17 protein-coding genes are annotated in these 26,892 nt (G+C 38.4%); all 17 read right to left on the bottom strand.

Annotated features, from left to right (window positions below; all coding sequences use genetic code 11):
• A partial coding sequence (locus ACEW8U_RS02510) for an FAD-binding oxidoreductase (protein WP_373520458.1) occupies nt 1-1,196 on the bottom strand: 1,196 nt, incomplete at its 3' end.
• Nucleotides 1,197-1,314: 118 nt separating this feature from the next.
• Entirely contained in the window at nt 1,315-3,192 is a 1,878-nt protein-coding gene (locus tag ACEW8U_RS02505; protein ID WP_373520457.1) for a malate synthase, read from the bottom strand.
• 60 nt (nt 3,193-3,252) lie between these two features.
• Nucleotides 3,253-3,684 carry a nuclear transport factor 2 family protein gene (locus tag ACEW8U_RS02500; RefSeq protein WP_373520456.1) on the bottom strand — a complete coding sequence of 144 codons (432 nt, stop codon included), beginning with the start codon at nt 3,682-3,684 and terminating at the stop codon, nt 3,253-3,255.
• Between the two features lie 229 nt (nt 3,685-3,913).
• A complete protein-coding gene (locus ACEW8U_RS02495; protein ID WP_373520455.1) occupies nt 3,914-6,115 on the bottom strand; it encodes a TonB-dependent receptor family protein in 2,202 nt (733 codons plus the stop codon).
• Between the two features lie 257 nt (nt 6,116-6,372).
• Complete coding sequence (locus ACEW8U_RS02490) at nt 6,373-8,016, bottom strand: carbon starvation protein A (RefSeq protein WP_373520454.1); 1,644 nt, start codon at nt 8,014-8,016, stop codon at nt 6,373-6,375.
• Between the two features lie 92 nt (nt 8,017-8,108).
• Nucleotides 8,109-9,215 (bottom strand): 3-isopropylmalate dehydrogenase, encoded by a 1,107-nt coding sequence (leuB, locus tag ACEW8U_RS02485; RefSeq protein ID WP_373520453.1) that lies wholly within the window; start codon nt 9,213-9,215, stop codon nt 8,109-8,111.
• Nucleotides 9,216-9,290: 75 nt separating this feature from the next.
• Entirely contained in the window at nt 9,291-10,736 is a 1,446-nt protein-coding gene (locus ACEW8U_RS02480; RefSeq protein WP_373520452.1) for an NAD-dependent succinate-semialdehyde dehydrogenase, read from the bottom strand.
• Nucleotides 10,737-10,803: 67 nt separating this feature from the next.
• Nucleotides 10,804-11,931 (bottom strand): zinc-dependent alcohol dehydrogenase family protein, encoded by a 1,128-nt coding sequence (locus ACEW8U_RS02475; protein WP_373520451.1) that lies wholly within the window; start codon nt 11,929-11,931, stop codon nt 10,804-10,806.
• 49 nt (nt 11,932-11,980) lie between these two features.
• Nucleotides 11,981-12,925, bottom strand: coding sequence for a D-2-hydroxyacid dehydrogenase (locus tag ACEW8U_RS02470; protein WP_373520450.1), 945 nt, complete (start codon nt 12,923-12,925; stop codon nt 11,981-11,983).
• 107 nt (nt 12,926-13,032) lie between these two features.
• On the bottom strand, nt 13,033-14,304 hold the full coding sequence (locus ACEW8U_RS02465; protein WP_373520449.1) for a mandelate racemase/muconate lactonizing enzyme family protein: 1,272 nt from the start codon (nt 14,302-14,304) through the stop codon (nt 13,033-13,035).
• A gap of 139 nt (nt 14,305-14,443) precedes the next feature.
• Nucleotides 14,444-15,604, bottom strand: coding sequence for a YncE family protein (locus ACEW8U_RS02460; protein WP_373520448.1), 1,161 nt, complete (start codon nt 15,602-15,604; stop codon nt 14,444-14,446).
• A 143-nt stretch (nt 15,605-15,747) separates the two neighbouring features.
• Nucleotides 15,748-17,196: a RagB/SusD family nutrient uptake outer membrane protein gene (locus ACEW8U_RS02455; protein ID WP_373520447.1), complete on the bottom strand. Its 1,449-nt coding sequence runs from the start codon at nt 17,194-17,196 to the stop codon at nt 15,748-15,750.
• Between the two features lie 28 nt (nt 17,197-17,224).
• On the bottom strand, nt 17,225-20,335 hold the full coding sequence (locus tag ACEW8U_RS02450) for a SusC/RagA family TonB-linked outer membrane protein (RefSeq protein WP_373520446.1): 3,111 nt from the start codon (nt 20,333-20,335) through the stop codon (nt 17,225-17,227).
• Between the two features lie 499 nt (nt 20,336-20,834).
• Nucleotides 20,835-21,887 (bottom strand): FecR family protein, encoded by a 1,053-nt coding sequence (locus tag ACEW8U_RS02445; RefSeq protein WP_373520445.1) that lies wholly within the window; start codon nt 21,885-21,887, stop codon nt 20,835-20,837.
• Nucleotides 21,888-21,911: 24 nt separating this feature from the next.
• Nucleotides 21,912-22,556, bottom strand: coding sequence for an RNA polymerase sigma factor (locus tag ACEW8U_RS02440; RefSeq protein WP_373520444.1), 645 nt, complete (start codon nt 22,554-22,556; stop codon nt 21,912-21,914).
• A 391-nt stretch (nt 22,557-22,947) separates the two neighbouring features.
• Complete coding sequence (locus ACEW8U_RS02435; RefSeq protein WP_373520443.1) at nt 22,948-25,101, bottom strand: glycoside hydrolase family 20 zincin-like fold domain-containing protein; 2,154 nt, start codon at nt 25,099-25,101, stop codon at nt 22,948-22,950.
• 6 nt (nt 25,102-25,107) lie between these two features.
• The coding region (locus ACEW8U_RS02430; protein WP_373520442.1) for a hypothetical protein at nt 25,108-26,892 on the bottom strand (1,785 nt) is incomplete at its 5' end.

Here is a 26,892-nt window from a genome sequence, read left to right as displayed (position 1 = left end):
GCATCTTCAATAAATGGAAGGGGTTTTTTATCTCCTTTGATTCCCAACATCAGGCCCAAGCCCTTTTTCCTGACAATCCAAACATCTTCATAAGCTTTGCCTTCGGGAAATAATGGGAAAGCATAACCGAGTCCCATGCTTTTCAATTTTAGAATCATCTGCTCAGGCCTTTCCATCACATCCTCGAAAGAATCCGAATAAAACTCCACTATCAAAATGGCAGCAGGATTTCCTTCAATGAAATGACAATGCTGTTTGGTCGTCAGGTTCTCTTTGGAAAGGTTCAATACCGTCCGGTCAAGTATTTCTATGGCAGAGGGATTGAATTCCAACATGGGTGTGACTGAGGAAATAGCATCCAACAATTCACCAAAATGAACCACCACTACAGACTTGAATTTTGGTAAATCAACAAGGTTTAATTTTAATTCAAGGGTAGTGGCCAAAGTCCCTTCACTACCGGTGATTATTTTAGCCAAATTCCATTGGTCAGTATTAACAAATTCATCCAAATTGTAACCACCAACCCTACGCATTACTTTGGGGAATTTGGACTTTATGTCATCCAAATTACTATTTACAATATTTTGAAACCCATTATAAATCTCACCTTCCCTACCAGATTGGGAGCTTTTAGCATGGTATTGTTCTGGAGAGTTTTCCTTTAAATGCAGCACCGTATCATCGGCCAAAACAACTTTGGCTTCTAAAATGTGATCTACTGTTTTTCCGTAAAGAATGCTTTTTGTTCCAGAAGAATTGTTACCCACCATACCTCCCACATTGGCCCGACTGCTGGTCGCAGGATCAGGTGCAAAGTGCAATCCTAAAGGTGCCAGTTTTTCATTCAACACATCCCTGACCAAGCCGGGCTGAACTCTCACCCATTTTTCCTTTTCATTGATTTCCAGAATTTGGTTCATGTATTTGGAAAAATCCACTACAAGTCCATCGGCGACAGTTTGTCCGGCAAGACTTGTCCCCGCTCCTCGGGGCAAAATTTTCAATTTGTTTTTTCTAGCAATTGCTATGGCATTTCTCACATCTTCCTCATCCTTGGGAAGAACCACTACCTGAGGCTCAATTTGATAAATACTGGCATCGGTAGCGTACATCCCCAATGAATATTGATCGGACAAAACATCTCCTTTTATTTTATTTTTAAGTTCAGAAACCAGTGCAAAATCAATGGCCATAAATATTGGGTTAAGTGATAATTGATATTTCAAAATAGAAGGTACTGGGTGATGTCTGAGATTGCTCAGCTATATATTTTCTCTTACTCCTCTAGAATATGTTTCCTAAGTTTTTCGATTAGAAATCAAGATTTTCGGTAATTCTGGTTCCATCCTTAAGAAAGGCATTGGTATATTTTTCAATTCTGGATTTGGCTTCTTTTAAATCCGAATTGTTCAGATTTATATTTAAAAGATCTATAAACCAGGGCAGCTTTTGTTTGGTCAATACATAGGTCCTGACTATTTCCTTTGATATGGGCAAGGTTGTGGCTTTTGAATCATCATGGACATCCTTGTTTCCGGCCTTCAACAGTTTTTGGTATTCTTCTTCCAATAAGCTTTCAAAAAGCCCAATGGAAAAAGCATGTCCTTTTTTCACTTTGGAATCTGGATCATCTTCAGTAATGATGGCGTTTTTATGTATCCATTCCCAAAGTATGCTCACTCTTATTTCTCCTGTGGCCATGTCTTCCATGAGGTAAAGCACATTGTCATTTCCAAAAAAATCTGCGGGTTTTAGGGCGGCTGCCTGCATGCCCTGACCAAATGCATTACCATATTGAAGGGCAACACTGATCAGATTTCTGGCGCCATTGATAGTCCTTGGGGCATCTTCAAGCTCCAAGAGTCCATTTGAATCTTCTACGGTATGGGTCAATTCAGGGAATTTACGGCCCAGTTGGTTAGGTTCACCAACCTTTTCCCATACTGGTCTGATGATATGGACCATTTTCCAATGAGCAACCCATTTACCACTTGCTCCTTCATTCTGTTCCCTTTGTCCTCCTTTCAATGCCTTTTCCATACTGGAGGTAACACCTTCCTTGGAACCCACCGGGATGTTGGGTTCCATTCCACCCTGCCATAGGGCATAGTTTCCTGATTTATCTGGGGTGTTGACCGCTCTTCTGACCCTGTCTTCATAATTTCTCATATAGCCATAGGTCATGGTAATGGATTCAATGTTTGGGTTTACAAAATCCCCATCCCAGGACATGGCATCAGAAACACTGTTGATATAATCCCATCTTCCGGTATTGAAGCCCACGAAGTGTTTGCCCAACGCAGCCCTTATTTCCATCAATTGGTATGTAGCTTCAAGTTGTTCTATCAGCACATAGACCCTTATGGTTCCGGTTTCAAGATTTAAATGATTTTCAAGTGCAGACATCAACTTGTTCCATAGTGCAGCCTCAGCTGCTGTCTGTATTTTTGGCAAATAAAGAACTATGGATGAACCTCTTGCCTGCAGGGCTTTATAATTATTGACCACATAGAGGGTCAGGTCCACAATAGAGGCAGCCATTCCTACACCATTTTGATCAATGATATGCCTGTCATCCAAATGTAGTCCCCTCGCCCTAAAAATGATGGTTGTGAAGTCAAGCTGTTTTTCCCAGTCAGAGACAATCGGATGTCCAAAAAATCCATTGGCCCATTTGTTCATTTCCTTGGAAACAGTTTCTGCCACCTCCAAAAAAACAGGGGATCGACTGATGGCAAGTTTCAGATTCCTTTGGTTGTCCAGAGACATACTGTCAATCTGACCCAATGCGTCTTCCCCGTCAAACATCCATCCATCTGCTCCGGAAAGTAATGCGTAAGCCACATTGCGAATACTGCTGTTCAATGGTGCATTGGGTTTTGCTGCGGGCCCTGTACCCTGAATCCATTGCATTTGGAGATCCTTAGGCACTGGTTTCCCTTCAAAATTCCCGGACCTGGCATCCCTTACTGAAATATCTGTACCATCTATCTTTGAATCCTGATCCAGAAATTGAATTCTCAATTTGCTGTTTTTCCGTTTGTTCCTCCTTTCAATTCTTTCCTTCATTATTTTTTTGATGTCGGAATTGAAAGGTGAAAGAAAGGAAAGGGCATCAAGGGCTTCTTGGGTGTAGATGTCTTTATAGGTTTCTTTGAGGTTGTTGTGGATTTGGAGGTTTTGGGTCATGGGTAAAATGTTTATTATTATTAAGAAAAACCAATTTTACTTGTTGAAAAGCACTATTTATCAGGGGCCCATCCTGAAAGATTGCCAGCTGACAAACTTCCAGTTACCATCTGAATTCGCATAGACGCTCGTGTATTTTAGTTGAAGGTTATTGGGTGATCCATCAGGTTTTTTATTTTCATAAGTGCAGATTCCATTGATAATGGCAGCATCTCCATATATCCGAGTTTTGGATTCTTCTATTAGAATATTTCCATACTTTGAGGTACCATCTTTAATGCCCTTGATAAAAGTATCCTTGGAGTCGACTTTTCCATTTGAATGGATATAATACAGATCATCAGAGATCAGCTGATCCAATAGTTCCACATTTCCTTCTATCATCGCCTTAAATCGTGTTTTCTCCAAATCAAGTACAAATTCCTCAGAAACAGAATTTTTACAACTTACTAAAACTATAATTGCAAATATAATTGTATTGTATTTCAGCATATTAAATTCCATTTTCCATTATAGCATTACTTATAAAATTTCCTATACTTAATTACTAATTGCAGGAATATAATCAGATATTTTCCCACTCACGGGTAAATCATTATTAATACTTTAAAATCCTTATGGTTTGAATAAGGTATCATTAATAAGAGTAAGTAAAAGTTATAAATGACCCCATAGTTTTATTCCTTTTTGAATAAATCTGCAATATTTTGAATTGGCTTTTTTAGTAAATCTTCATATTCAAAGAAATCACCACTCCTCTGCCATCAGAAGGCCATATTCCCGGGCCGGGATACATTTGGGGCCTTTTGGTAAAATACTGTTTGTTGAAAACATTATTAACACCAGCTCTGAATATATATTTTTGTCCAAAGGGAACTACCAAATTGACATCCCAAATGTGATATTCTGGCACTAAACCCACTGATCCGGTAGCAGGAGGGGATTCCGTATTAATGGCATCGGCGAAGGTTTCTGAAACATATTGGTGCTGAAAGACCATTTTGACTTTTTGATAAGATGCGGAAAGTCCATTTCTGCTAATCCATCTAGGCACTGATTCAATCCGATTACCGGTGATGTCCATGTTTTGATTTCCTGATGCTACTTCACCGCTAATGTAGCGTCCGTTCATATATGAACTTGCAGTATAGGCGGAAAGCAGCCAATTTTCAGATCTGAAAATTTCCCCTTCCAAGTACAATTCCACTCCATCGGTCATACTATTGCCAGTATTGCTTTTTGCAACTTTTGTTTGCCCGTTTTCTTCCATCAAAACATTTCCGATCCGGTTACCCATATAAGTCCTGAAATAAGTGAGGTTGTATTTCCATCTATCAGTCAAAAAATTTTCCCAACCCAATTCTGCATTATAGCCAAAAGCATGTTCTAAGTCTTGAGCAATAGTGGCCAATGGGCTGCCGGGAATTATATCTGCAAATAATACGGGTCTATTAGCCTGAGAGATGCCTCCATAGATTCGGGAGAAGTGGTTGATTTCATAATTTGTGTGAACCCCCATAGCTGCAAAACGATAGGGAATGGATCTTGGTACATCAGAAGCTTCAAGGTAATTTATCTGTCCTGTCATGTCTGATTGTCCATGTTCGTATCGGAACCCCGGAGAGACTGAAAATTTATTGGTCAGGTTAAATTGATTCTCAACAGCCACTGCAATGCTTTCGGAATGAAGGAAAATATTTCGGGCAAAATCCCCTTTGATACTCAAGTTATAGTCAAAACCTGTGGTATTCATTCCCCTTTGCCTTCTCTGAAAGAAGTTGTTGAAGTATCGGGTGGATATATTAAGTTGGTGCTTTTTTCCTCTGAGCAGGTACTCATGCAACAATCTGGCTTCAGAGGTCCTGCTTCTGTAATTATCAATATCTACGTTTCTTGGTGCAAAGTCTTTGGTTTCGGGCAAAATGAGATCTGGCACATTGGCGAAGGTATCATAAATTAGAGAGTTCCTTTGCCCAAAACCTCCGGATAAAATCCATTCCAAAGTAGTGTTGGGAGATATCTTCCAGTCAAGTGTAAGTGAGGGTATGACCATGTCCGGAGAATAAAAATTCCTCAAACGGGTTGCTTGCCTAGGATTTTCTTCAAACATCCCATCAGTCAGAGGACCGGGAATCCTGTACATGTAATAACTTCTTGACACCTGTGCTGTGAGTTTTAGGGTTGTATTGAACTCATAGGAAATTTGTCCATGCTGTGCATCGGATTCGGATCGTGCATGGTCCCTATAGCCATTGGAAACCCTCTTTTGATAATACGCATAATAAGAAAGTTTACCGACCTTTCCCCCGATGGAATTGAAAGAAGATAAAAGGCCAAAGGAGCCCACAGTTGTAATATTTTCAAATGCAAAGGTCCGAGTACTGTCCGGTCCTTTCAGCACATAGTTTAGCAAACCGCCAAACTGCTGTCCAAACTGAAGTGCTCCAGTTCCGCGCACCATTTCTATTCTTTCTACTGCTTCCATTGGCATAGAGTAATGGCTTGCAGGATACCCATAAATATCCGTATTGATGAGTACACCGTTTTGTCTCACGTTGAACTCCCAACTCCTATGGGCATCCAAGCCTCTAACCGAAAGATTGACCTGATTGCCACTTCCATCCATGTCATAGACAAATGCAGAAGGTATTTTTGCAAAGATCTGCCTTCCGGTTTTTTCCGCAATATTACCTGGAAGCTCCTTTAGTGAAATGACTTCGGATTTTCTTCCTCCTATAATGAAGGTTTGGTGTACCTTATTGAGAGATTTAACTGTATTTTCCAATTTTTGGGCTATGGTTATGGCAGGCTGTAAATCGTAGGTTTTGAGACTGTCCTGTTGAGCTTCTGTGGGTGATATCAATGCCAAGCAACCCAACAGTAGTATGTATACAAGTATGTTTTTTAACAAATTCACTTTCATACACTTACCCAAATAATATCACCAAATCTCTATTGTTCAAAGTTAATAAAATGATCTTTCCGGTTTTGGTCAATGGAACTGTCTCAAGATCAGATTACCTACGTTTTATAAATCTTTGAATCATGAAATTGCTCTTGACATATTCCCGATCAAAAACAAATTCTCATAAATTACCAATTGTCTGGATTGTCATCATTTTAAATTCGAAATACTTCCTCGTACAAAATTGAAAAACACTCCCCGCATAATTGAATTGATCATACCTTCTTCAACTTCTTATCCTGTTCTTCCAGTTCTTTTTTCAGACTTTCTTTTGCCAAATAAATCAATACCAATGCTAGTAAAAAAAGCACACCCGCCAATACCGAAAGAATATAAATCCCATCATTAAAATTTTTAACTGCAAAAAGAAAAAGTGAGCTAAGCGTGACAGCAAACATGAAGAACATAGGGATCAACACAAAAGTGGGGCTTACCTTTTTCTTTATTAGCCAAACTGATACCGCAAGAAGTGCCATTGCTGCCAACATCTGATTTGCCGATCCAAATATGGACCAAAGCGTTGTGAATTCTCCCGAAGAAAGAAGAAATACAGCGCAAACCACAACAATAGAAGTTGCTAAAAAACGATTTTTAGCCAACATTTTTCCGGGCTTACTGTCAACATCTTCAAAATACTCCTGGAGAGTAAATCTTGTCAACCTGGTACAGGTATCCAATGTGGTAAGTGCAAAAGCTGAAACTGCCAAAGCCACAAAAGAAGTAGCAAGGCCAATTGAAATTCCTGTTGATGAAATAATCCCACCTAATCCATCCGCAAACATGGTTACAGGCCCCTCCAAAGTCAATCGGCTGGCATATTCAGTTCTACTGATGACCATGACAGCCCCTACAGCAATTATGGCCAGAAAAGACTCGATTAACATCCCTCCGAACCCGATCACTTTTGCATCCCCTTCTTTGTTTACCTGTTTGGATGTAGTTCCAGATGCCACCAGTGAATGAAAACCACTGATCGCTCCGCAAGCAACTGTAACGAAAAGTACAGGAAAAATATATCCTAGAGATTCGGTGCTTAATTCAATCTGATTGTCCATTTTAATATCAGGGTTTGCAATCATAACTCCAATGACAGCAAAGATCATCAATCCATATAAAAGGAAGCTATTTAAATAATCCCTAGGCTGAAGAAGGAAAGAAACCGGAGTTACCGAAGCAATAAAAGCATATACCATTAGGAGAACCACCCAAACTTTATAGTCAAGTAAAAAGGGAATCTGAATACCCACATATACAAAAAAATACATCAGCACAACACCGATTACAGAGGCAACAGTAAATGCTCCTCTTTTATTTTTTATAGCCTTATGGACTATTCCGAAAACGATTGCCAATAGGATAAATAGAATAGAGGCTGACGCAACACCGGGATTACCGACAAAAGTCTTGGCAATTATATCTGCGAAAACCGCGATAACCAAAATCAATGTGGCAAAACTGAAAATAAGAAAAAGTTGCTTCCCTTTTTGGCCAATGTATTTTTGGATAATCACCCCGATGGATTTACCATCATGTCTCATAGATGCCACCATGCTGGTGAGGTCATGTACTGCTCCAAAAAATATACCCCCCACCAATATCCATATAACTGCCGGTATCCACCCAAATGTTACTGCGATGATCGGCCCAACTATAGGGCCTGCACCAGCAATGGAAGCAAAATGATGACCCAAAACAAGTGGTGTTTTACTAGGGATGTAATCTATACCATCTTCAAGTGTATGTGCAGGAGTAATATTTTTATTGTTAATTTTTAGCTTTGCTGCCACGAATTTGCCATATGTGAAATAGGCAATCAAAAGGATTATTGCCGATGAACTTAATAAAATTATGAGATTCATGATATTTTATATTTTTTGTTCTGGATTAGAAATTAGGATTTTTATGCTCCAACCCAATATTATTTAAACCGAAATTTCCCTATTTATTTCAACTAATATCGAACTTCCCTTGAATGAAAATTTGAGTGTTTAAGTGAATTAATGATCTGAAGACCCATCTCCTTGGTTCCCAATATTTTTTTGGGATCACTTGAAATATCTGCAATATCACCTGTCCTGAACCCGAGTTTAAGGACATGCCCAACAGCATCGGTCACTCTTTTTGCTTCTTCAGGCAAACCAAAACTAATCTCAAGCATTAATGCCACAGAAAGTATGGAAGCAATCGGATTGGCCTTATTTTGTCCTGCAATATCATAAGCAGAGCCATGGATTGGTTCAAAGAATCCGGTGCCTTCTCCAATTGAAGCTGAAGCCAACATGCCCATGGAACCTGCAATTTGAGAGGCTTCATCCGTTAGAATATCTCCAAATAGATTTGCAGTCAACACCACATCAAAATACTTTGGATTTTTTATCAATTGCATAGCAGCAGCATCAGCCAGCATATGAGTTGTTTCAACATCGGGATACCTTCGAGAAACATCCTGAACAACTTCACGCCATAAACGGGAACTTTCCAATGCATTGGCTTTATCTACAGAACAGAGATTCCTATTTCTTTTTCTTGCTGCTTCAAAAGCTTTTATAGCAATTCTTTCCACTTCATACCGATGATAAATCATCAGGTCGGAAGCAGTATTTCCATCTTCACTTCGGTATTTTTCTCCAAAATAGCAATCCCCAGTCAGCTCACGAAAAAATAGAATATCTGTTCCTCTGATGACTTCAGGTTTTAAACTGGATGCATTCAAAAGCTCATCAAACAATATTACTGGGCGCAGATTTGCATATAAGCCCAATTCTTTTCTCATTCTGAATAACCCCTGCTCAGGTCTGATTTTCAAAGTGGGATCATTATCATACTTAACATGCCCAACCGCACCGAATAAAATAGCATCACTGTTCCTGGCTTTTTCAAGAGTTTCATCAGAAAGAGCAGTGCCTAATTTTTCAATGGATTCATGCCCCATTAAGCCCTCCTCAAAAGTAAATTGAAACCCTCCATCCTCTGCAATTTGATCTAATACAGCTTTTCCACAAGCTGTGACTTCTGTTCCAATACCATCTCCAGGAATAATAAATATGTGTTTTTTCACCTTATTTTTTTTTAATAATTAAATTGAAAATTTTAATAAGTAAATGAGATTTTATTCTACCCAGCAAGTTGAATATTACTTGATTCCCCCGAAGCATAGGTATTTAATTTCCATAAAATAATCCATTCCGTATTTGGAGCCTTCCCGTCCCATACCAGACTCCTTTATACCTCCAAAGGGGGCTACTTCTGTAGATATCATCCCTTCATTAATGCCAACCATACCATATTCAAGCGATTCTGCAACCCGCCAACACCTGGATACATCTTTACTATAAAAATAAGCGGCGAGTCCAAACTCGGTGTCATTAGCCCAAGTAATTGCTTCTTCTTCGGTGGTGAACCTAAAAATTGGGGCCACAGGTCCAAAAACCTCATCATGGGAAATGATCATATCCCGTGTAGCGTTTGATAATACTGTTGGAGTAAAATACAATCCCTCTAATTCCTCACCTCCCACTATAATTTCAGCCCCTTTGGAAACTGCATCATCTACATGCTGCTTTACCTTACTCAATCCTTTTTCATTGATCAAGGGACCTATTTGTACATCTTTATCCATTCCATTTCCAACTTTCAGTGCAGATACGGCTTTTGAAAATTTCATGACAAATTCATCATAAACCTTATCTTGAACATATATTCTGTTCACGCAGACACATGTTTGACCACTGTTCCGGAATTTTGAAACCATCGCCCCTTTAACAGCTTCATCAATATCTGCATCATCAAAGACAATAAATGGTGCATTACCACCAAGTTCCAAAGAAAGCTTCTTCAAGGAAGGCGCACATTGGCTCATAAGAATTTTACCTACGGCTGTTGACCCTGTAAAGGAAAGTTTACGAACCTTTTTGTTTTCACAAAGCTCTTTTCCTATTTCACTATTTTCGGTTGAGGTGATGGTATTGTAAACGCCGGGAGGAAATCCCGCTTTTTCAGCTAGGTATGATATTGCCAAAGCTGTCAAGGGCGTTTCGGAAGGAGGTTTTACAATGACGGTGCTTCCGGCTGCAAGGGCAGGTCCGACTTTCCGAGTAATCATTGCCAACGGAAAGTTCCATGGCGTAATAGCTGCCGCGACCCCTATTGACTGTTTGATGACCACCAGTCTTTTATCTTTTGTGCTTGCAGGAATCACATCCCCATAAACCCGCTTTGCTTCTTCAGCAAACCATTCAACAAAAGCTGCTCCATAATCAACTTCCCCAAGACTTTCCTTTAGGACTTTGCCGCATTCCAAAGTCATTATTCTTGCAAGTTCTTCCTTGTGCTCCAAAATCAAGGTATACCATTTTCTTAATAACCCTGAACGTTCTTTTGCTGTCATGTCCCGGTATCCAGGCCAAGCTGCATAAGCAGCTTCAATCGCCTTTTGGGCATCACCTCTATTGAAATCAGGAACAGAGGCAATGATTTCACCGGTTGCCGGATTGGTAACCTCAAAGGTTTTTCCATTAATAGAACCTATCCACTGCCCGTTTACAAAAGATTTTGTTTTAATTAAATCGTTATTTTCCACTCTTTATTTTTTAAATTAATTTATCGATAACCTGATATACTTCTGATGGGAATTGTTAAAAACCCAATCAGAATGTAATGATTTGACGGATAGCCTCACCTTTTGCCAATCTTTCAAATCCTTCATTAATCTCTTCAAGTTTAAGTTTATGTGTCATAAGTTTGTCAACAGGAAGCCTACCAGTCTGGTAAAGGGCAATATATGCAGGAATATCACGGGCCGGTACACAACTACCTAAATAAGATCCCTGAAGAATTCTTTCTTCAGCAACCAATTTCATCGGTGAAAATTCCATCATTTTACTAGGATGCGGCAATCCAGCCGTTACAGTCCTTCCCCCCCTAGCAGTGGCATTGTAGGTGAATTCCAATGCCTGTATAACTCCTGCAAATTCAAGACCCACATCGACTCCTCCATTTGTAAGATCCTTTACCTGCTCAAGAGCATTTTCATCCTTGGAATCCACCACATGATCAGCCCCAAGTTCCAGTGCCTGGGTAAGTTTTTCTTTATTGACATCAGCAACAATTATTTTTCCTGCCCCACCTGCCAAAGCCCCAAGCAAAGCAGCAAATCCAACACCTCCCATTCCAGTAATTAAAACAGTCTGACCCAATTTTAACTGGGCTGTGTTGATAATGGCCCCTACTCCAGTCATCACAGCACAGCCGAACAAGGCTGCGATGTCAAAAGGAAGTTCTCTTTCAATTTTTACTACCGATTGCCTGGATACGACAGTATATTCTGCAAAACCGGAAACTCCCATATGGTGGTGAATGATATTTTGTTGGTTATCCCTCAATCTCAAACCACCATCAAGCAACTCCCCTTTATTATTAGCTGCGACACCATTTTCACAAAGTGCTGGACGAGCAGTCATACAAGGCATACAATGTCCGCAGATAGGGACAAATGAAAAAACAACATGATCGCCTATAGCAAGGTCTTTTACCCCAATGCCCAGTTCCATCACTTCACCGGAAGCTTCATGGCCTAAAACCATAGGCATCTGACGAGGCCGGTTTCCATCTATGACCGAAAGGTCCGAATGGCAGAGTCCAGCGGCATGTATTTTAACAAGGATTTCACCAGGTCCAGGAGGTTGTAGTTGAACTTCTTCAATATGAATTGGTTTACTGTCAAAATAAGGACGCTTTAATCCCATTTCATGTAAAACTGCGGCTTTAATTCTCATTATAATAGGTAATTATAGGTTATAAATAGGTGTTATTTTGGATTCAGTATTATTTCACTTGTTGCAACATGAACTCTTCTATATTGCTTGCTACCTTCCCAATCAAAAGTGTCCGGGCTTCAGTACTTGCCCAGGTGATATGGGGAGTTAAAGCAATTCGATCTTTGTTTTTTATTTTAAGGAGTGGGTTTTCAACATCAATGGGTTCTTTTTCAAAGACATCAATACCAGCCTTTGCAATAAGTCCTTCATCTAAAGCTCTTGCTAGGTCGGTCTCATTGACAATTCCACCCCTTCCTGCATTAATAAGAATGGTAGAGCTTTTCATGAGTTTTAATCGAGAATAATTGATCAGGTTTGATGTGAATTTATTTAGTGGAGCATGAATGGAAATAATGTCAGAAGAACTTAAAAATTCTTCTAGGTCCAGTTTGAGATATTCCTGGTGATTATTCTGTCCGGAGGCTGAATAATATACAACCTCTGATCCAAATGCCTCGGCAATTTTGGCGACTCTTCTACCGATGTTTCCCAAGCCAATAATCCCAAACCTCTTTCCGCTGAGTTCCCAAAAGGGTTCACCGAAATGGGTGAAAATATCGGTTTTTGAGTAGCAGCCTTCTTTCACATAGTTGTCATAATAAGGTATATTGCACAACAGGTGCAATAAAAGGGAGAAAGTGCCTTGGGCAACACTATTAGAAGAATAATCAATTGCATTTTTTACTGGTATACCTTTTCTCTGAGCTGCCTCTTTGTCCACATTATTAGTCCCTGTTGCTGAAACACAGATCAGTTTCAAATTATCAGCATTATCGATCGTATTTTTGTCCAGAACAACTTTATTTGTTATTACGATATCCGCATCTTTAATCCTATCTGAAATAAGATCAGGCTTAGTTGTCTGATAATAGGCCACTTCACCATACTTTTCCAACAAATTCAGGTTTGGTATTATCCCAACCGTTTTAAGATCTAGAAAAACTATTTTCATTTATTTTTACTTTTTGATGATCGCCCGTTATTTTCTTGATTACCACTTGTTATTTCTACTTGGTGGAAATTATAATTTGTAATTCGTATCAGAGAAGGGAACTAAATTTAAGCTTTAATTAATTGGTGTTTTTTTATATAATCCGGATCAATCTCAATCCCTAATCCGGGACCGATAGGGACATTAAACACCCCATTTTCGCTTGCAAGAGATGAGGTGCTGGATACAATTGGTAAATCCTTGCTTAGCCCCTTGAATTCATGATATGGCCCAGCATTGGGAATAGCAGAAACAAAGTGCATAACATACAGGTTTCCAAGTCCCCCAGCCGACATATGAGGTGTACAGACTTTTCCATAAATCTCTGCCATGCGGGCAACTTTCATTGACCTGATCATCCCTCCAAAATAAAATTGATCGGGTTGGACAATCTGAAGGGCATCACTTGCAATTAGCCACCTAAATTGGCGAAGACTGGGCTCTTGCTCTCCTCCAGCAATCGGTATTTGTAGAGCCTGAGAAACCTGTCGGGTTTCTTCATACTCATCAAATGGTACTGGCTCTTCATAAAAATCAAGTTTATAATCTTCTAAAACTTTACCGATGGAAATAGCTTCATCCACTGTATACGATCCATTTGAGTCCGCATAAAGAACCATTTGACTGCCATATTTTTTTCTGATAAGTTGGGTTAATTTTTCAGATCTTCCTACAGGATTATCCTTACGTCTCATGCGGCCACCTACTTTATATTTTATGGCCTTAGCTTGCGATTCCTCTACCTCTTTTTCTATCCGCTCCAAAGTCTCCTCTGCTGAAATATCGCGGTCACCGTTAGCTGTATATATTGAAACTTTAGGGTTGTGAATTGTCCCAATTAATTGTCCAATTGACTTATTCGAAATTTTTCCCATTAAATCCAAAATGGCAAACTCCAAAGTGGCAAAAGGTATCCAAATGGCCAAACCCTGTAATTTGTAGTTAGAGAAATAAAAATTTTCCATTAGAGATTCAAGGTCTCGCGCATCCTTTCCAATGAAAAAAGGTTGAACCCTGTTGATGAATAAGGAATTGAGATATTTCTGCTGAAATGGATGACCTACCGAAATTCCTTCAACTCCATCTTCCGAACGAATTCTACATAAATAATTTTCATTAAAATTCAATAATTCGATGCTCTTGATTATAACCGGTTTACTAAAAAATTCTTTTTTAAAAACAGGTTGTTTTAGAATTTCATTGAGTCTGGAAAAATCTAGGTGAGGATTTTTTGAATCCCCCTTTTCATCATAAGTTCCGCAAGAAGTTAGTGGTAATGCACTTGTAGCAATCCCACCTAAAAGTGTATTTTTTATGAATTTACGTCGGTTTCCCTTCATGATATACTCTTAATATTTGTATAGCTCCTGGATGCTGTAATGATTTTAACAAGAAATCCCCTTCTAACCAAACCTTCAGGTCCATCATGCAATTCTGGATTTGAAGGTTTGGCAATTAAAAAGGAAGGAATTAATAACTTTATTTTACCGAAGTAATCTGCTTGGTCGCACGGCCAATACCGAACTGATCTCCGGCTGCAACAACTTTGTTGTTATTTATATGGACCTCCACCATTTTCTCGCTTGCAACATTGTTGTAAAATTCATCTTGGAGCGTAAGCAAAACTTTTCTGGTTTTAACATCAATCACTTCACCACTGGATGGGTAAGCATATTTACCGTCCAAACTGAATGTAATCCATCCGGGCATATCCTGCAAAGGAATTGTAGAAAGCTGTTGATATGGTGGCTTAGTACTGAAAATATGCATTCTCATGTTATGCCCATCACTTACCCAAACTTCCTGTTCATCAGGGGTAAGGCCAATACCATGACTTGGGTTGCCATGGCGTCTTACGTCACCCATATTCCAACCCTCAACGGTGACTCGGGCCAAAACTTTCCCTGAATTTAGGTCTCCTACCTCGAACCCAAGCAGGTTATCTACATTTACAAAAGTCAGGGTTTCCTCACTATTAATGGTGAATGGACGGATTCCATCTCTAAAAGGACCTATTTTTTTTATTATGGTATGATCTTTTGTGTCGGTAACATGTAAGTATGGTGAGGCAATGTCAGCCAAATAGGCATGTTTTCCAGAAGGTCCATAAATCGTATTATGAGCTCTTTGCACCACTTCCACTTTTTTTATAACTTCACCTGTTTCACAGTCCACAACATTCCAAAAGGTTTTCTCCAAAGATGGAAGGTACATGGTTTTCCCATCCGGTGATATTGACATCCTGTCAGTCCCTCCTTCGTAGGATTTTTCCCACAATATCTCTTCAGTGGATAAATCAATGCGTTGAAGAGTCTGAAGGGTACTGACATATATACTGTTAAGTTGCACACTTACAGCTACTCCTTTTACATTTGAAGGAATTCCACTGGGCAAAAGGCCTTGAGTTTTTATTCTTTTAACAAATTTGTGGTTATTTTCGATATCAAAAACAAGAATACCGTGACCACCATATCCTAGATAATTACGGATACCGGGTACAGCAACATATAAGTACCTTCCCGAAGGTGGTGTAAAAACTTCTGAATCAGATTTTTTTTCAGGAACTGGCATCCATGCGGTCGATAGCATTACTATCAATCCACAAAAAAGAAAAGCAAGGAATTTTATTTTAGATTTCATAATTATTCGTTTTAGTGATTTTTTAATTTAGTATGAATAACAATACATCGGATTTTAATCGAATGGATTGAAATATGATGGACCAAATAATTAATCCTGAAATGACCTAGATCATTTCAGGATTAAAAATTTGGTTTTTTGAATCAATCATAGCCTGGATTTTGCGGGAAAATTGCAGGATTGTTCATTAATTGAATTTGAGATAACGGTATTGGAAAAACCGTCATATATGGCTTCATTCCATAAGGTTCCATGGTGCTTAAGGCACGTCCAGTTCTTACCAAATCAAACCACCTGTGACCCTCAAAAGACAATTCTAATCTTCTTTCAAGATAAATATTCTCCCTTGTTTGATTTTGTGAAATACCAGAATATCCACTTAATCCTGCCCTATCCCGAACCTGATTTAATAATCCTAATGCTTCTTCTGTTTTTCCATTTTCATTTAAGGCTTCTGCCAGCATCAATAAAACGTCAGCATATCGGATTACTTTCCAATTTGCCCTTCCGTCATTTCTTAAAGGTATATTTGGAATGAGATATTTCTTTGTGAATGTAGAAGATGCATTTGCTGCTGGCATCAATTGATTAAAATTTCCGTCTTCATCAACCCATCCATCTGCAGCGGTTACATCCTTTCTTTTGTCTCCGGGAGGAAACAATGCGAATAATGAACGAGGAGGGTTATTTGCATCATCTCCACCACCATTTATATTGTAGAAATTAGTTATTGGTGGGTTTTTGGGAAAAAAGAGATTCGTAAAGTTATTTCCCAATCCCAATCCGCCATCAATATATTCTATATCAAAAATATACTCGCTGTGATGTTCATTTTTGGAATAATCAAACAGATCATCATATTCCGTCAACAAAGCATAACCCATTGAAGTTACTTCCTTAAGTTTAACTTCAGCTTTGGTAAAATCCTTTAATGTCAAGTATACTTTTCCAAGTAAAGACTTTGCTGCTCCTGATGTAGCCCTGCCCGCATCAGCTCCTGAATAATTTGCCGCCAATTTTGTTTCTGCATCCAAAAGATCCTTAATGATAACCTCCTGATAAATAGTGGCAACTTTTTCTCTTCCCAATTCATAAGATTCTTCAATAGAAATTGGTTTAATGATCATGGGAACGTCTCCGAAAATCCTGACCATATCAAAATATGCCAAGGCCCGAAGAAATTTAGCCTCTCCCATATGCCTATCCTTATTTCTAACAACGGAACCATCAACTTCTTCAATTTTGGAGATCACAGTATTGGCTCTGTTAATTGCCATATAATAATTCCTCCAAGTATTTCTTATGGTATTATCATCGTTATTTATCGTGAAAAGATCCATAGCTGCTGCAGTTCCTTTGACTAATTCATCATATGAATCATCTCCTCTCATATCGCCATATAACCACATGCTTGTATATTGGGTCCTAAAAACACTATAAATACCAGTTACCGCATCTTGAAAATCCCCATCTGTTTTATATAAGGCATCAGTGCTCACAGTAGATATTGGCTTAAGTTCTATAAATTCATCCATGCAAGATGTCATGGTAAAAACTAAGAACATCGATATATATATTTTAATATTTTTCATTTTTTTCGTATTTAAATAAATAGTTTACTTAAAATCCTATATTTAAACCTATCAGCATACTTTTTGGTAAGGGGTACTCATAATTTTCATTCCCAGGATTTAATGCACTTCCGCTCCTGCTTACATCCGGATTGAACCAAACATGATCAGTGAAAATAAATGGGTTGTTTGCAATACCGTAAATTCGAAGTGAACTAAGCTTTAATTTTTTTGTCAGCATTTCAGGAAATGAATAACTCAAGGAAATATTGTTAACTCTAAGGTAAGATCCCGTATCAAGAAAGAGTTGACTATAGTTTCCTCGGAAATTCCCAGTAGGCGTATCATTAGGTCTCGGTGAAATCCCATTTCCTGGTTCTTCTTCAGATTTCCAATAATCATTCATTGTAGAAAGTTGTCTAAATCGAGACCTGAGATTTGCTACTTGATTTCTGGATAATGCAAGGATTTCATTTCCCTTAGTCCCTTGAAGGCTAATACTTAAACTAAAATTCTTAAATGAGAAATTATTTGTCATCCCGTAGAAGAAGTCCGGATATGGCGAACCCATGATAGTTTTGTCAAAACTGTTTATAATCCCATCTGGAATACCTTCTGGCCCACTGACATCTACGAATCTGACATCACCCACCCGAGAAGCATCACGTGCACCTGGATTGAATATTGGTCCCGCATCCAATTCTGCTTGATTCATGAAAATACCATCTGACAACCAACCAAAAAACATTCCTACTGGTTGACCTATCATAGTAATATTCCCCCCAGAAATAATCGGATCTCCCTCTGGACCTAACTTGACTACTTCATTTTTGAAAGTGGAAATATTAAAATCAGTATTCCATTTGACTTTTTTATCTGAATTGACTGAACTCAATACAAACTCCCAACCTTGATTTTTAACTTCTCCAATATTTTGCAATGAATTACTGAAGCCTGTAACATCAGGTACATTCACATTTAGTAATAAATTATAGTTTCTGGACCGAAAATGATCCACTGTTAGCGCTAATCTGTTATTAAAGAAACTAATATCTAAACCCAAGTTGAATGATTTTTGTGTTTCCCAAGTCAAGGTAGGATTTGCTAATCTTCCTGGAGCATATCCACCTACTGCAGATTCACCAAATGCATATCTTTCATAATTAATAGTGGCATAATGATCATAATTACCAATATTATTATTTCCAGTCTCACCATAACTTGCACGAAATTTAAATTCACTAAGCTTAGAAAAATCCTGTAAAAAAAACTCATCTGATATCCGCCAAGCTACTGCTGCTGAGGGAAATAAACCCCACTTGTTTTCAGAACCGAAGCGAGATGATCCATCTGTCCTTACTGATCCTGTTAAGTAATATTTATCCTTGTAGCTGTAATTTACTCGGGATAAATATGAAATCATTGACCACTCACTTATATCTGAAGATCCTCCAGTCAATAATCCACTTACGGCACTTAATGTTGGAACCAAATTATTAGGATATCTATTACTTGTCAAAAAGTTAGACTCAATTTTCTCCTTTTGAGAAGTAAAACCCACCAAACCAGCTATACTGTGATCACCAAGGGTCTTTTTGTAATTCAGTGTATATTCCGTGATCCAGTTTAACATCATAGATGCATTATCTCTACCGACAGCTGGCGCATTATTTAATGAAGGTAAATTAGGCTTAAAATACATACCTTTTACACTCATCATATTAGTACCAGCCATTACATTAAACTTCAAATCATTCAAAATAGAATATTCAATGTTCACATTTCCTAAAAATCCGATTCCTCTTTGCTTCCGTTTAACTTCATTCGCTAAGACTAATGGGTTTTGGGTAGATACAACAGCATCCAAACCATTACCAAAAGCAAAATAGGATCCATCATCATTGTAAAGAGAATAATATTGGGGGATGACTAAAGCATTATATATAATGTCAGATCCCCTGCCACCATCACTGCCGATTTCATCTATTCCTGGGCCACCAACGTTGGTTTTATCTGTATAAGATGGATTGAAGTTTAATTTAATTGACAATTTCTTTGACAATTGAGCATCTATATTAGCTCGGGCAGAGTATCTCTTAAAATTGCTGTTTATAATAATCCCGTCTTGATTTAAATACTCTCCACTTACTACATATTTAACATTTTCTGTTCCACCAATTGCGGTAATTTGATGTTGTTGTTGTGGTGCAGTTCGTAACACCGCATCCAAATGCTCACTAAAATTCAATGTTGCACCGGGTTCGGTTGTTGGTCTACCTTCTAGTACCTCTAAAAGTGTTACCGGAACAGGTACTTTCCATTGACCAACAGGAATTGAAACATCATTCCCTTCATCAATATTTTTATTCCTTACGCCGTCAAAATAATGCTGGGCCTGCTCCAATGCAGTTTGCATTTTTGGCATTTTTGAATTTTGCTGAATTCCAAAATAAGTATCATAAGTAATACTAGCTTGGCCTGTTTTACCTCGTTTTGTATTTATAATAATTACTCCATTTGACCCTCGTGAACCATAAATCGCGGTTGCTGATGCATCTTTTAATACATCCATTGATTCTATGTCATTTGGATTAATTGTTTGGATGCTTTCCATCGGAAATCCATCTACTACATAAAGAGGCCCGCCTCCGGCTGAAATACTGCCTACTCCTCTAATCCTGATCTGTGGGGGTGCACCTGGTTCTCCAGAAACTGGCAAAACCTGAACTCCTGCAATTTTCCCCATTAATGCTTGGTCAACTCGGGTAGCCGCCAAGTCTTTTAAGTCCTCACTTCCAACCGAAGCAATCGAACCCGTCAAATCCTTTCTGTTTACGGTTCCATACCCCACTACAACAACTTCATTCAAGGAAGAAACATCTTCTTTTAGTGTCACATCTATAGTAGATCGGTTTCCAACACTGATTTCCTGTGAAACAAATCCAATAAATGAAAAAACCAATATAGATCCTTCCGGTGCGTTTAATGAATAACTTCCATCTAGACTTGTTGCTGTTCCCGTAGTCGTGCCCTTTACTAAAACAGTTACCCCGGGGATTGCTTCTCCTGAATCATCTATTACCGTTCCCCTCACATTAATATCAGCTTTTACTACAATCTCAACAGCTTTTTCTTTTTTTATGGCATTTAACCTTTTCACATGAATATTCTCATTGACTTGCACAAAATTCAAATGTGTCTGCATGGAAACAGCTACCAAAACATCATATAGAGATTTGTTATTTTCCACCACTGTGATGGGTTGTTTTAAGTCAACCAAATTATCAGTATAAGTGAATTTGAAATCCGTTTTGGATTCCACTTGCTTGAAAAACTGGGCCAGTGATTTTTCCTGTAAATTCATGGAAATTTTCACTTCCTCAATGTTTTTGCGTTGCGCACTCCCTGGATTGGCCAAAATGACCGTACAAAGAAACAGCTGTACCAGGAAAGCATATATCAATCTTTTTGATAGCATGATCAGTTGTCTCTGTATGTTTTTATTCATAACTTTGAAATGGTTTAGGTGTGAAATACTTGGACTATTGCCTCCCTCGGATTCCAATTTGACAGAGGCATTAAACTCGGGCAGGGCCTGTTCCGCCAAGAACAGTTCCTGCCTTCTTTGTTAGCTGGTGTTGTGATTTCTATTTTTCATGTTATTTTGGGTTGGTTATGGTTATTTGTTTGTTTTTAATTTTATAAATCATGCCTGATGTCATACAGATTCCTCGGAGCACATTCTCCAACATCTCGTCTTTATATATTCCGGAATAGGTCCAATTATCATCAAAATCACCCTCAAAAATAATTTTAACACCATACCATGTCTCCAGCTTTTTCTTCACATAAGGTAATTTTGCACTCTTAAAAACGAGATAATTATCCTTCCACCCTGTTATGCCCATTGGATCAAATCCCGTTTTTCGAAAAACTCCCCCTTTTTTCATTTCCAACATTTCATTGGGATCTAAAGTCATTTGATTTCCGTTCTCGGTATTCACACTGACCTTTCCAGTCATCAAAGCCACATAAAGAGATCCATTTCCTCTTTGGTTGACATTAAAGGAAGTGCCCAATACATAGATTTTGGTATTTCCGGACTGAACCAAAAATGGTCGGTGTTCCTTTTCAACCTCAAAAAATGCCTCTCCTTTAAGGCTTACCATCCGGATATCATCTGAAAAATCCTTGGGGAACTTTATTTCACTTTCTGAATTCAAATGGATTTTAGTGCCGTCCGGAAGATCAATAATGGATTTCTGTCCAGCAGGGTTTGATCGAGTGACCATTGGTATTTCTGGTATTTCGACAGGTTCGGGACTGAATTTAACCGCCTCATGTTGTCCCCATATGCAAAACAAAACCAAAAGGGAGGCTGCAATACCTCTTATCGGAAAAACCGAATAAAAATCCTTTTTTTTTGCAGAAGTCATTATTTGAGCGTTGGTTTGTCTTACTTGACGAGAATGGTCGGCCCTGAGAATCTGTTCAAAAGTTTCAATGTACATTTTGTCGGTAAATTCAGGACTATTCGCATATTTTACCGAACGGATCAAATTAGCTGCCTCACTTACCAAAGTCCTTTTTTCAGGATGCTCGGAAATCCATTTTTCCCAAAAATGTTGGTTATTCTCATCCGGATTTTTTACCCATTGGATAAAAAATTCATCAGTAATAAAGTTGGCTATATCGTAATCTCTGTATTTCATAAAAGTTTTAGACTCTATTCCTTTTTAAATTTCTTCCTTAATATTTGAAAGCAATGTTTTTAAAGTGGCCAATGCCCTATAAATGATTTTTCGGGCGGATTTTACTTCATTCAATTCCATTGCTACTGAGATTTCTTTGTAGGTCATCCCCTCTTCATAAAGTAGTAAAACCGCCTGACGCTGCCGACAGGTTAGTTTATTTAATGCAGTTTGAATTCGATTGCTTTTCTCCTCCAGATTTTCTTGCTGGATGATTTTGGTCTCCTGAGAAAATTCAATGGAGTAATGATTGTATGTTTCCTGGCTCTTGCCAACACCATCTTTCATTTTATTTGATTTTCTAGTCAAGTCCCGATAGAGAATCTTAAATAAATAGCTTTTGATGCTTTGGACTTCACTAAGACTTCCCCTTCTCCGCCGGAGGTCAATAAAAATATTCTGAATGCAGTCCTGAATATGGCTCTGGTCATTGCATAACTGACATCCATAGCGGAACAAAATTGCAACATATATCCTGTATATATAATTAAATGCAAATTCATCCCCTTTATTAAAAGCCTTCCAGATATCCGTATCAGGTTTATTCTCATAAACCTTAATGGATTCGGAATGTCCTAAAGGATAAATTGGAACATGTTCAATATTTGGTATTTTTGGGTTAGGGTTCATGTGAGTGCTGGGTTTACTCATCCTTCTATTATAAAGAGGAAGTAAAATGTAAAAATGACCCCATAATATTTTAAAAAATTTGATTAATAAAGAAAGGTTTACGTAGACCGGCAAAATAACAACTATCCTGTGCCCATTTCTCGGTCTTTCAATCAAAATATTATTTCTCCATTCACTTTTTGATTTTTCAAGCTTGAAATAGGTTAATAGGTTTGAGAATATTGTTTTTTATATCCGCTTCTATACCAGTTGACGAAAACTAAATAAAGAAAACGGCTCAAAATTAAAATTTAGGCTCTCTTCGGTCTGCCGTCTTCGTCCTCCCAACTGATTTTCAAGAGATAATTCGTTTATTGGCAGAATATGGTATATCCATATTTTTTTTTTTGATTTAAGGGTTCGATATAGTTGCTGATCTTGCAATTTCGAGATCATGGGCCACTTCATCCCTGATCAGTGCCCAATGGAACAGGTTATCATCATTTCTATCATGGCTGCTTCCATTGTAATGGGTCAGGGGCATGTCTTTGTATATCGGCCTTGAGATGGCTATGATCTCGTCCCAATACTGCAAGGCATTGGTAAAGGAGGAAACCGCTTCCAATTTATGATTGTCTCCAAGGCCTTCCCTATAGGATTGGAGGGAAATAGATCCTTTTAGCTTTTCGGCAAGATGAAGACCTAAGTTTGCCCATATTTTGATATCAGCCAATTCATACATCAAAGAATTATTCTGATGAGATTCAATCCCTTTGATAAGGTCCAAAGCTTTATTGCAATCCCTTTCCAAAAGGCTTATCAAAACCGGAGGGGTGATTTTTCCAGGTGCATAATCTTTCCCTCCTTTTAAAGTCAAAACATAATCTTTAACAGAAACATAATCCGGATCAAGAGTAGGCTGATTGATCAGTCTATCCGCAGAAATATATTTAGTGGTGTCTCCAATCAAGGCCATCAATCCTTCACCATACAAGGTAAAGTCCCATCTTGAATCATAAAGTGAACCGATTTTCATTTGGGTTGAGGAGGCTAAAGACATCGCTTCCAATAATATAGCACCGTCGGTACCATATTTGTTTTTATAGGTCGCTGCAAAAACTTCGTCAGGGGTTTCGGGATTATATAATAACCTGCCCCAAAGCTTGTAAAAAAGCCATTGCCTTTGGAAGGCAAATTTCCAATCAACCGAACCTTTCACTGCTGTGAAATAATCCTTTGCAGGGATATAACTTTCGGAACCGACAAAATATCCACCCACATAGGACTGACTATTTTGGGAAATATGATCTCTGATAAATTGGGGAACTCCCCATCTAAGTGCAAAGAAATCTTCATTCCTCGCAGTATAGGTTACTTTATAACCTTCGGGTAAGGGGTTGTAAAAAGTATCAAACATTTCTCCGCCATGAACCTTCACAAGTTTGGGAGTTGAATGTGCATGTGACCAATTGTATTTTAAATCTGCCCAAATTGGGCCATCAATAAAATCAAGTTTAGCTTCTTTTTCAATAGCCTTTCTGGTCAATTTTTCTAATTCAACACTAGTAGCCCCCAATGATTCGGTTGTACTTGAAAAAGGAATTCTATGAACCAATTTAGTAGGTCTTCCAGCCAGCCTCATACCTTCTATATATGTTTCAAACATCCAATCCTCTCTTTGTTGCGGGGTCATGCCTGCCATACCTTCGCCAAGAGTCAGTCCAAAGCCAGTCAATTCAGGGTATTCCTGAAGAACCTGTGTAATACTTTCCCTAGTATACCTTTTGACTATTTCTGAGGTATCACCGGGTACATAATAATGTGGGTACACATTTTTCTGCGCTAAGTTATGTGCATTTGCAAATTCATGACTGACGAAAATATTGAAAGGTATTATGTATGTTTCAATTGCCCTCTCTTTTGCCATTTTAAAAATGGATTTATGCAAATTTTTCCATTCTTCCATTTCTTTGGGAGAAAATGGGCTGGCTTCAGGGAAATTTTTTGCCTGAATCATAAAAACAAAGGGATGCAGATTCCAGATTGAAAGAGAATTGAACCTGTTTTCAACCATCATATCCAAAAATGCCTCCCAGTATTTAACATCCTTCAAAGTTTCCGTGTGAAGATCAAGAGCTGAACTAGGTCTGTAGGAATACCACGATGTGTTGTGCTTAATAGCCCTTAAGGGGAAATGTGGCTTTTCGCTTTTGTAAACAATTTCTGGCAAGGTTGCCCCATTTCTCAATGATTCAGCTAAAGATAGTGTTCCATAAATCAAACCTCTTGCATCCCCACCCAAGACTGAAATTTTATTGCCCTCATTTTTTATCACATAAGATTCGGGTCCTATCTTGGAGGACTCAATCCCTAGGCTTATCAAATAATGATAATCTTTTGGTTGAGAAATTACAGAATACTTTTTTGAAGCCAATTCAGGTTTTAGTTTTCCCACAGCAAAATTTGCCTCTGTGGAGGATTTATCAAACAGAAGGTAAACCGATTGACTATAAGTTTCTGAAACAAATAGGAATGTTAAAAAGATGGATATCAAGAATGGTTTCATAGAAATCTATTTTAAATTATTGGTGTCTGAAGAACTAATTTCTTGGCTTTTCGCTATGGAAATATCCTCAGCTACTGATGGTCTCAGATGTTCCCAATGGAAGAGAGCATTATTGTTATGAAGATAAGGCGTCAGTGGCATGTCTTTATAAATCGGTCTTGTAATTAAAATCACCTGATCCCAAAATGACAAGGCTTTTTCCAAGTGTTCAATAGCTGATTTTTGGTGTTGAACATCACCCAAGACTCTAAATCTTTCCAATTGAACAGCCCCTCGTAATTTCTCTGCAAGGTGTAAACCCAAATTAGACCAAGCTTTAACATCAGAAACTTCATACTTCAATGAAATATCCTTTGAATCATCAATGTTATTTACCAATTCCAATGCTCTTTTACAATCTCTTTCCAACCGATCGGCAAGGTCTAATGGCGAAATCTTCATGAGGTATCCAGTCCCACCTGATTCACCTCTTGCTACGAAATCCTTAACCGAAATATAATTCGGATCCATTGTCTTTTGATTGATCAGCTTGTTCACAGATATATATTTCATTGATCCACTTTCCAATGACATGAATCCCTCGCTATATAATGTCAGATCCCAAGTTGAATCAAAAACCGAAGCTAATCTTAACTGAGTAGATGAAGATAAAGAATATGCCTCTAAAAGGCCAGCCGCAGAGCTGCCGTACTTCCTGACAAATTCGGCTTGAAAAATTTCATCTGGAGTATTAGGGTTATAAAGTAGCCTACCCCATAATTTGTAGAAAAGCCATTGCCTTTGAAAAGCATATTTCCAGTTTACAGGGCCTTTCAGCGCTGTAAAATAATCCTTAACAGGAATGTATCCCTCAGACCCAACAAAATAGCCCCCTACATATGAGTGGTTATTTTTTGCAATGTGCGAACGGATAAAGTCAGGAACTCCCCACCTTAGTGTGAAAAAATCTTCATTCCTAGCCATCCAAGTAATTTTATAATTCTTTGGTTCAGGAACAAAATAGGTATCTCCCAATTCTCCACCATGTACTTTGACCAAATCAGGAGTGGAATGGGCGTGCGACCAATTGAATTTCATTTCAACCCAAATTGGGCCATCAAAATAATCGATTTTTTCCATTGCTTCCCTAGTCAACCTTTCAGTATCCTTACTTGTCGAACCGCCAGAACCTAAATTTGCGGAAAATGGGACACGGTGGATAAATTTAGTTTTCCTATTTGCCAGCCTCATACCTTCAATCATAGTCTCATTCATCCAATCTTGTCTTTCTTGTGGGGTCATACCCCCCATTCCTTCACCGTGTGAAATTCCAAAACCGCTAAGGTCCGGATATTCCTCTAATACTTGGGTGACACTTTCTCTTGTATATCTCTTTACAATTTCGGATGTATCCCCACTGACATAGAAATTTGGATAAAAATTATCTGATGCAACATTATGTGCTTTGGCAAATTCCTTACTGATGAAGATACTCCAATTAACAAGGTAAGTATCAATTCCTCTTTCTTTAGCCATCCTGAAAATCCCACGATATAGTTCCTGCCATTTTTTGAATTCAGCATCCGTAAATGGGCTAGCTTCAGGAAAGTTTTTTGGTTGGATCATGTAGGTAAAAGGATGCAAGTTCCAAAGTGAAAGTACATTGAACCTATTTTCTACCATCATATCCATAAAGGCCTCCCAGTAATTCAGGTCCTTTGCTGCTTCATAATGTTGTTCTAAGGCAGGATTAGCCCGGTAAGCATCCCAAGGTAAATTATGCTTAATCCCGCGGAATTCCATTTCAGGTTT

Source organism: Aquiflexum sp. (assembly GCF_041751335.1).
Classification (GTDB): domain Bacteria; phylum Bacteroidota; class Bacteroidia; order Cytophagales; family Cyclobacteriaceae; genus Aquiflexum.
Note: the sequence above shows the minus strand (reverse complement) of the source record. Positions and strands in the feature narration are given on the sequence as shown.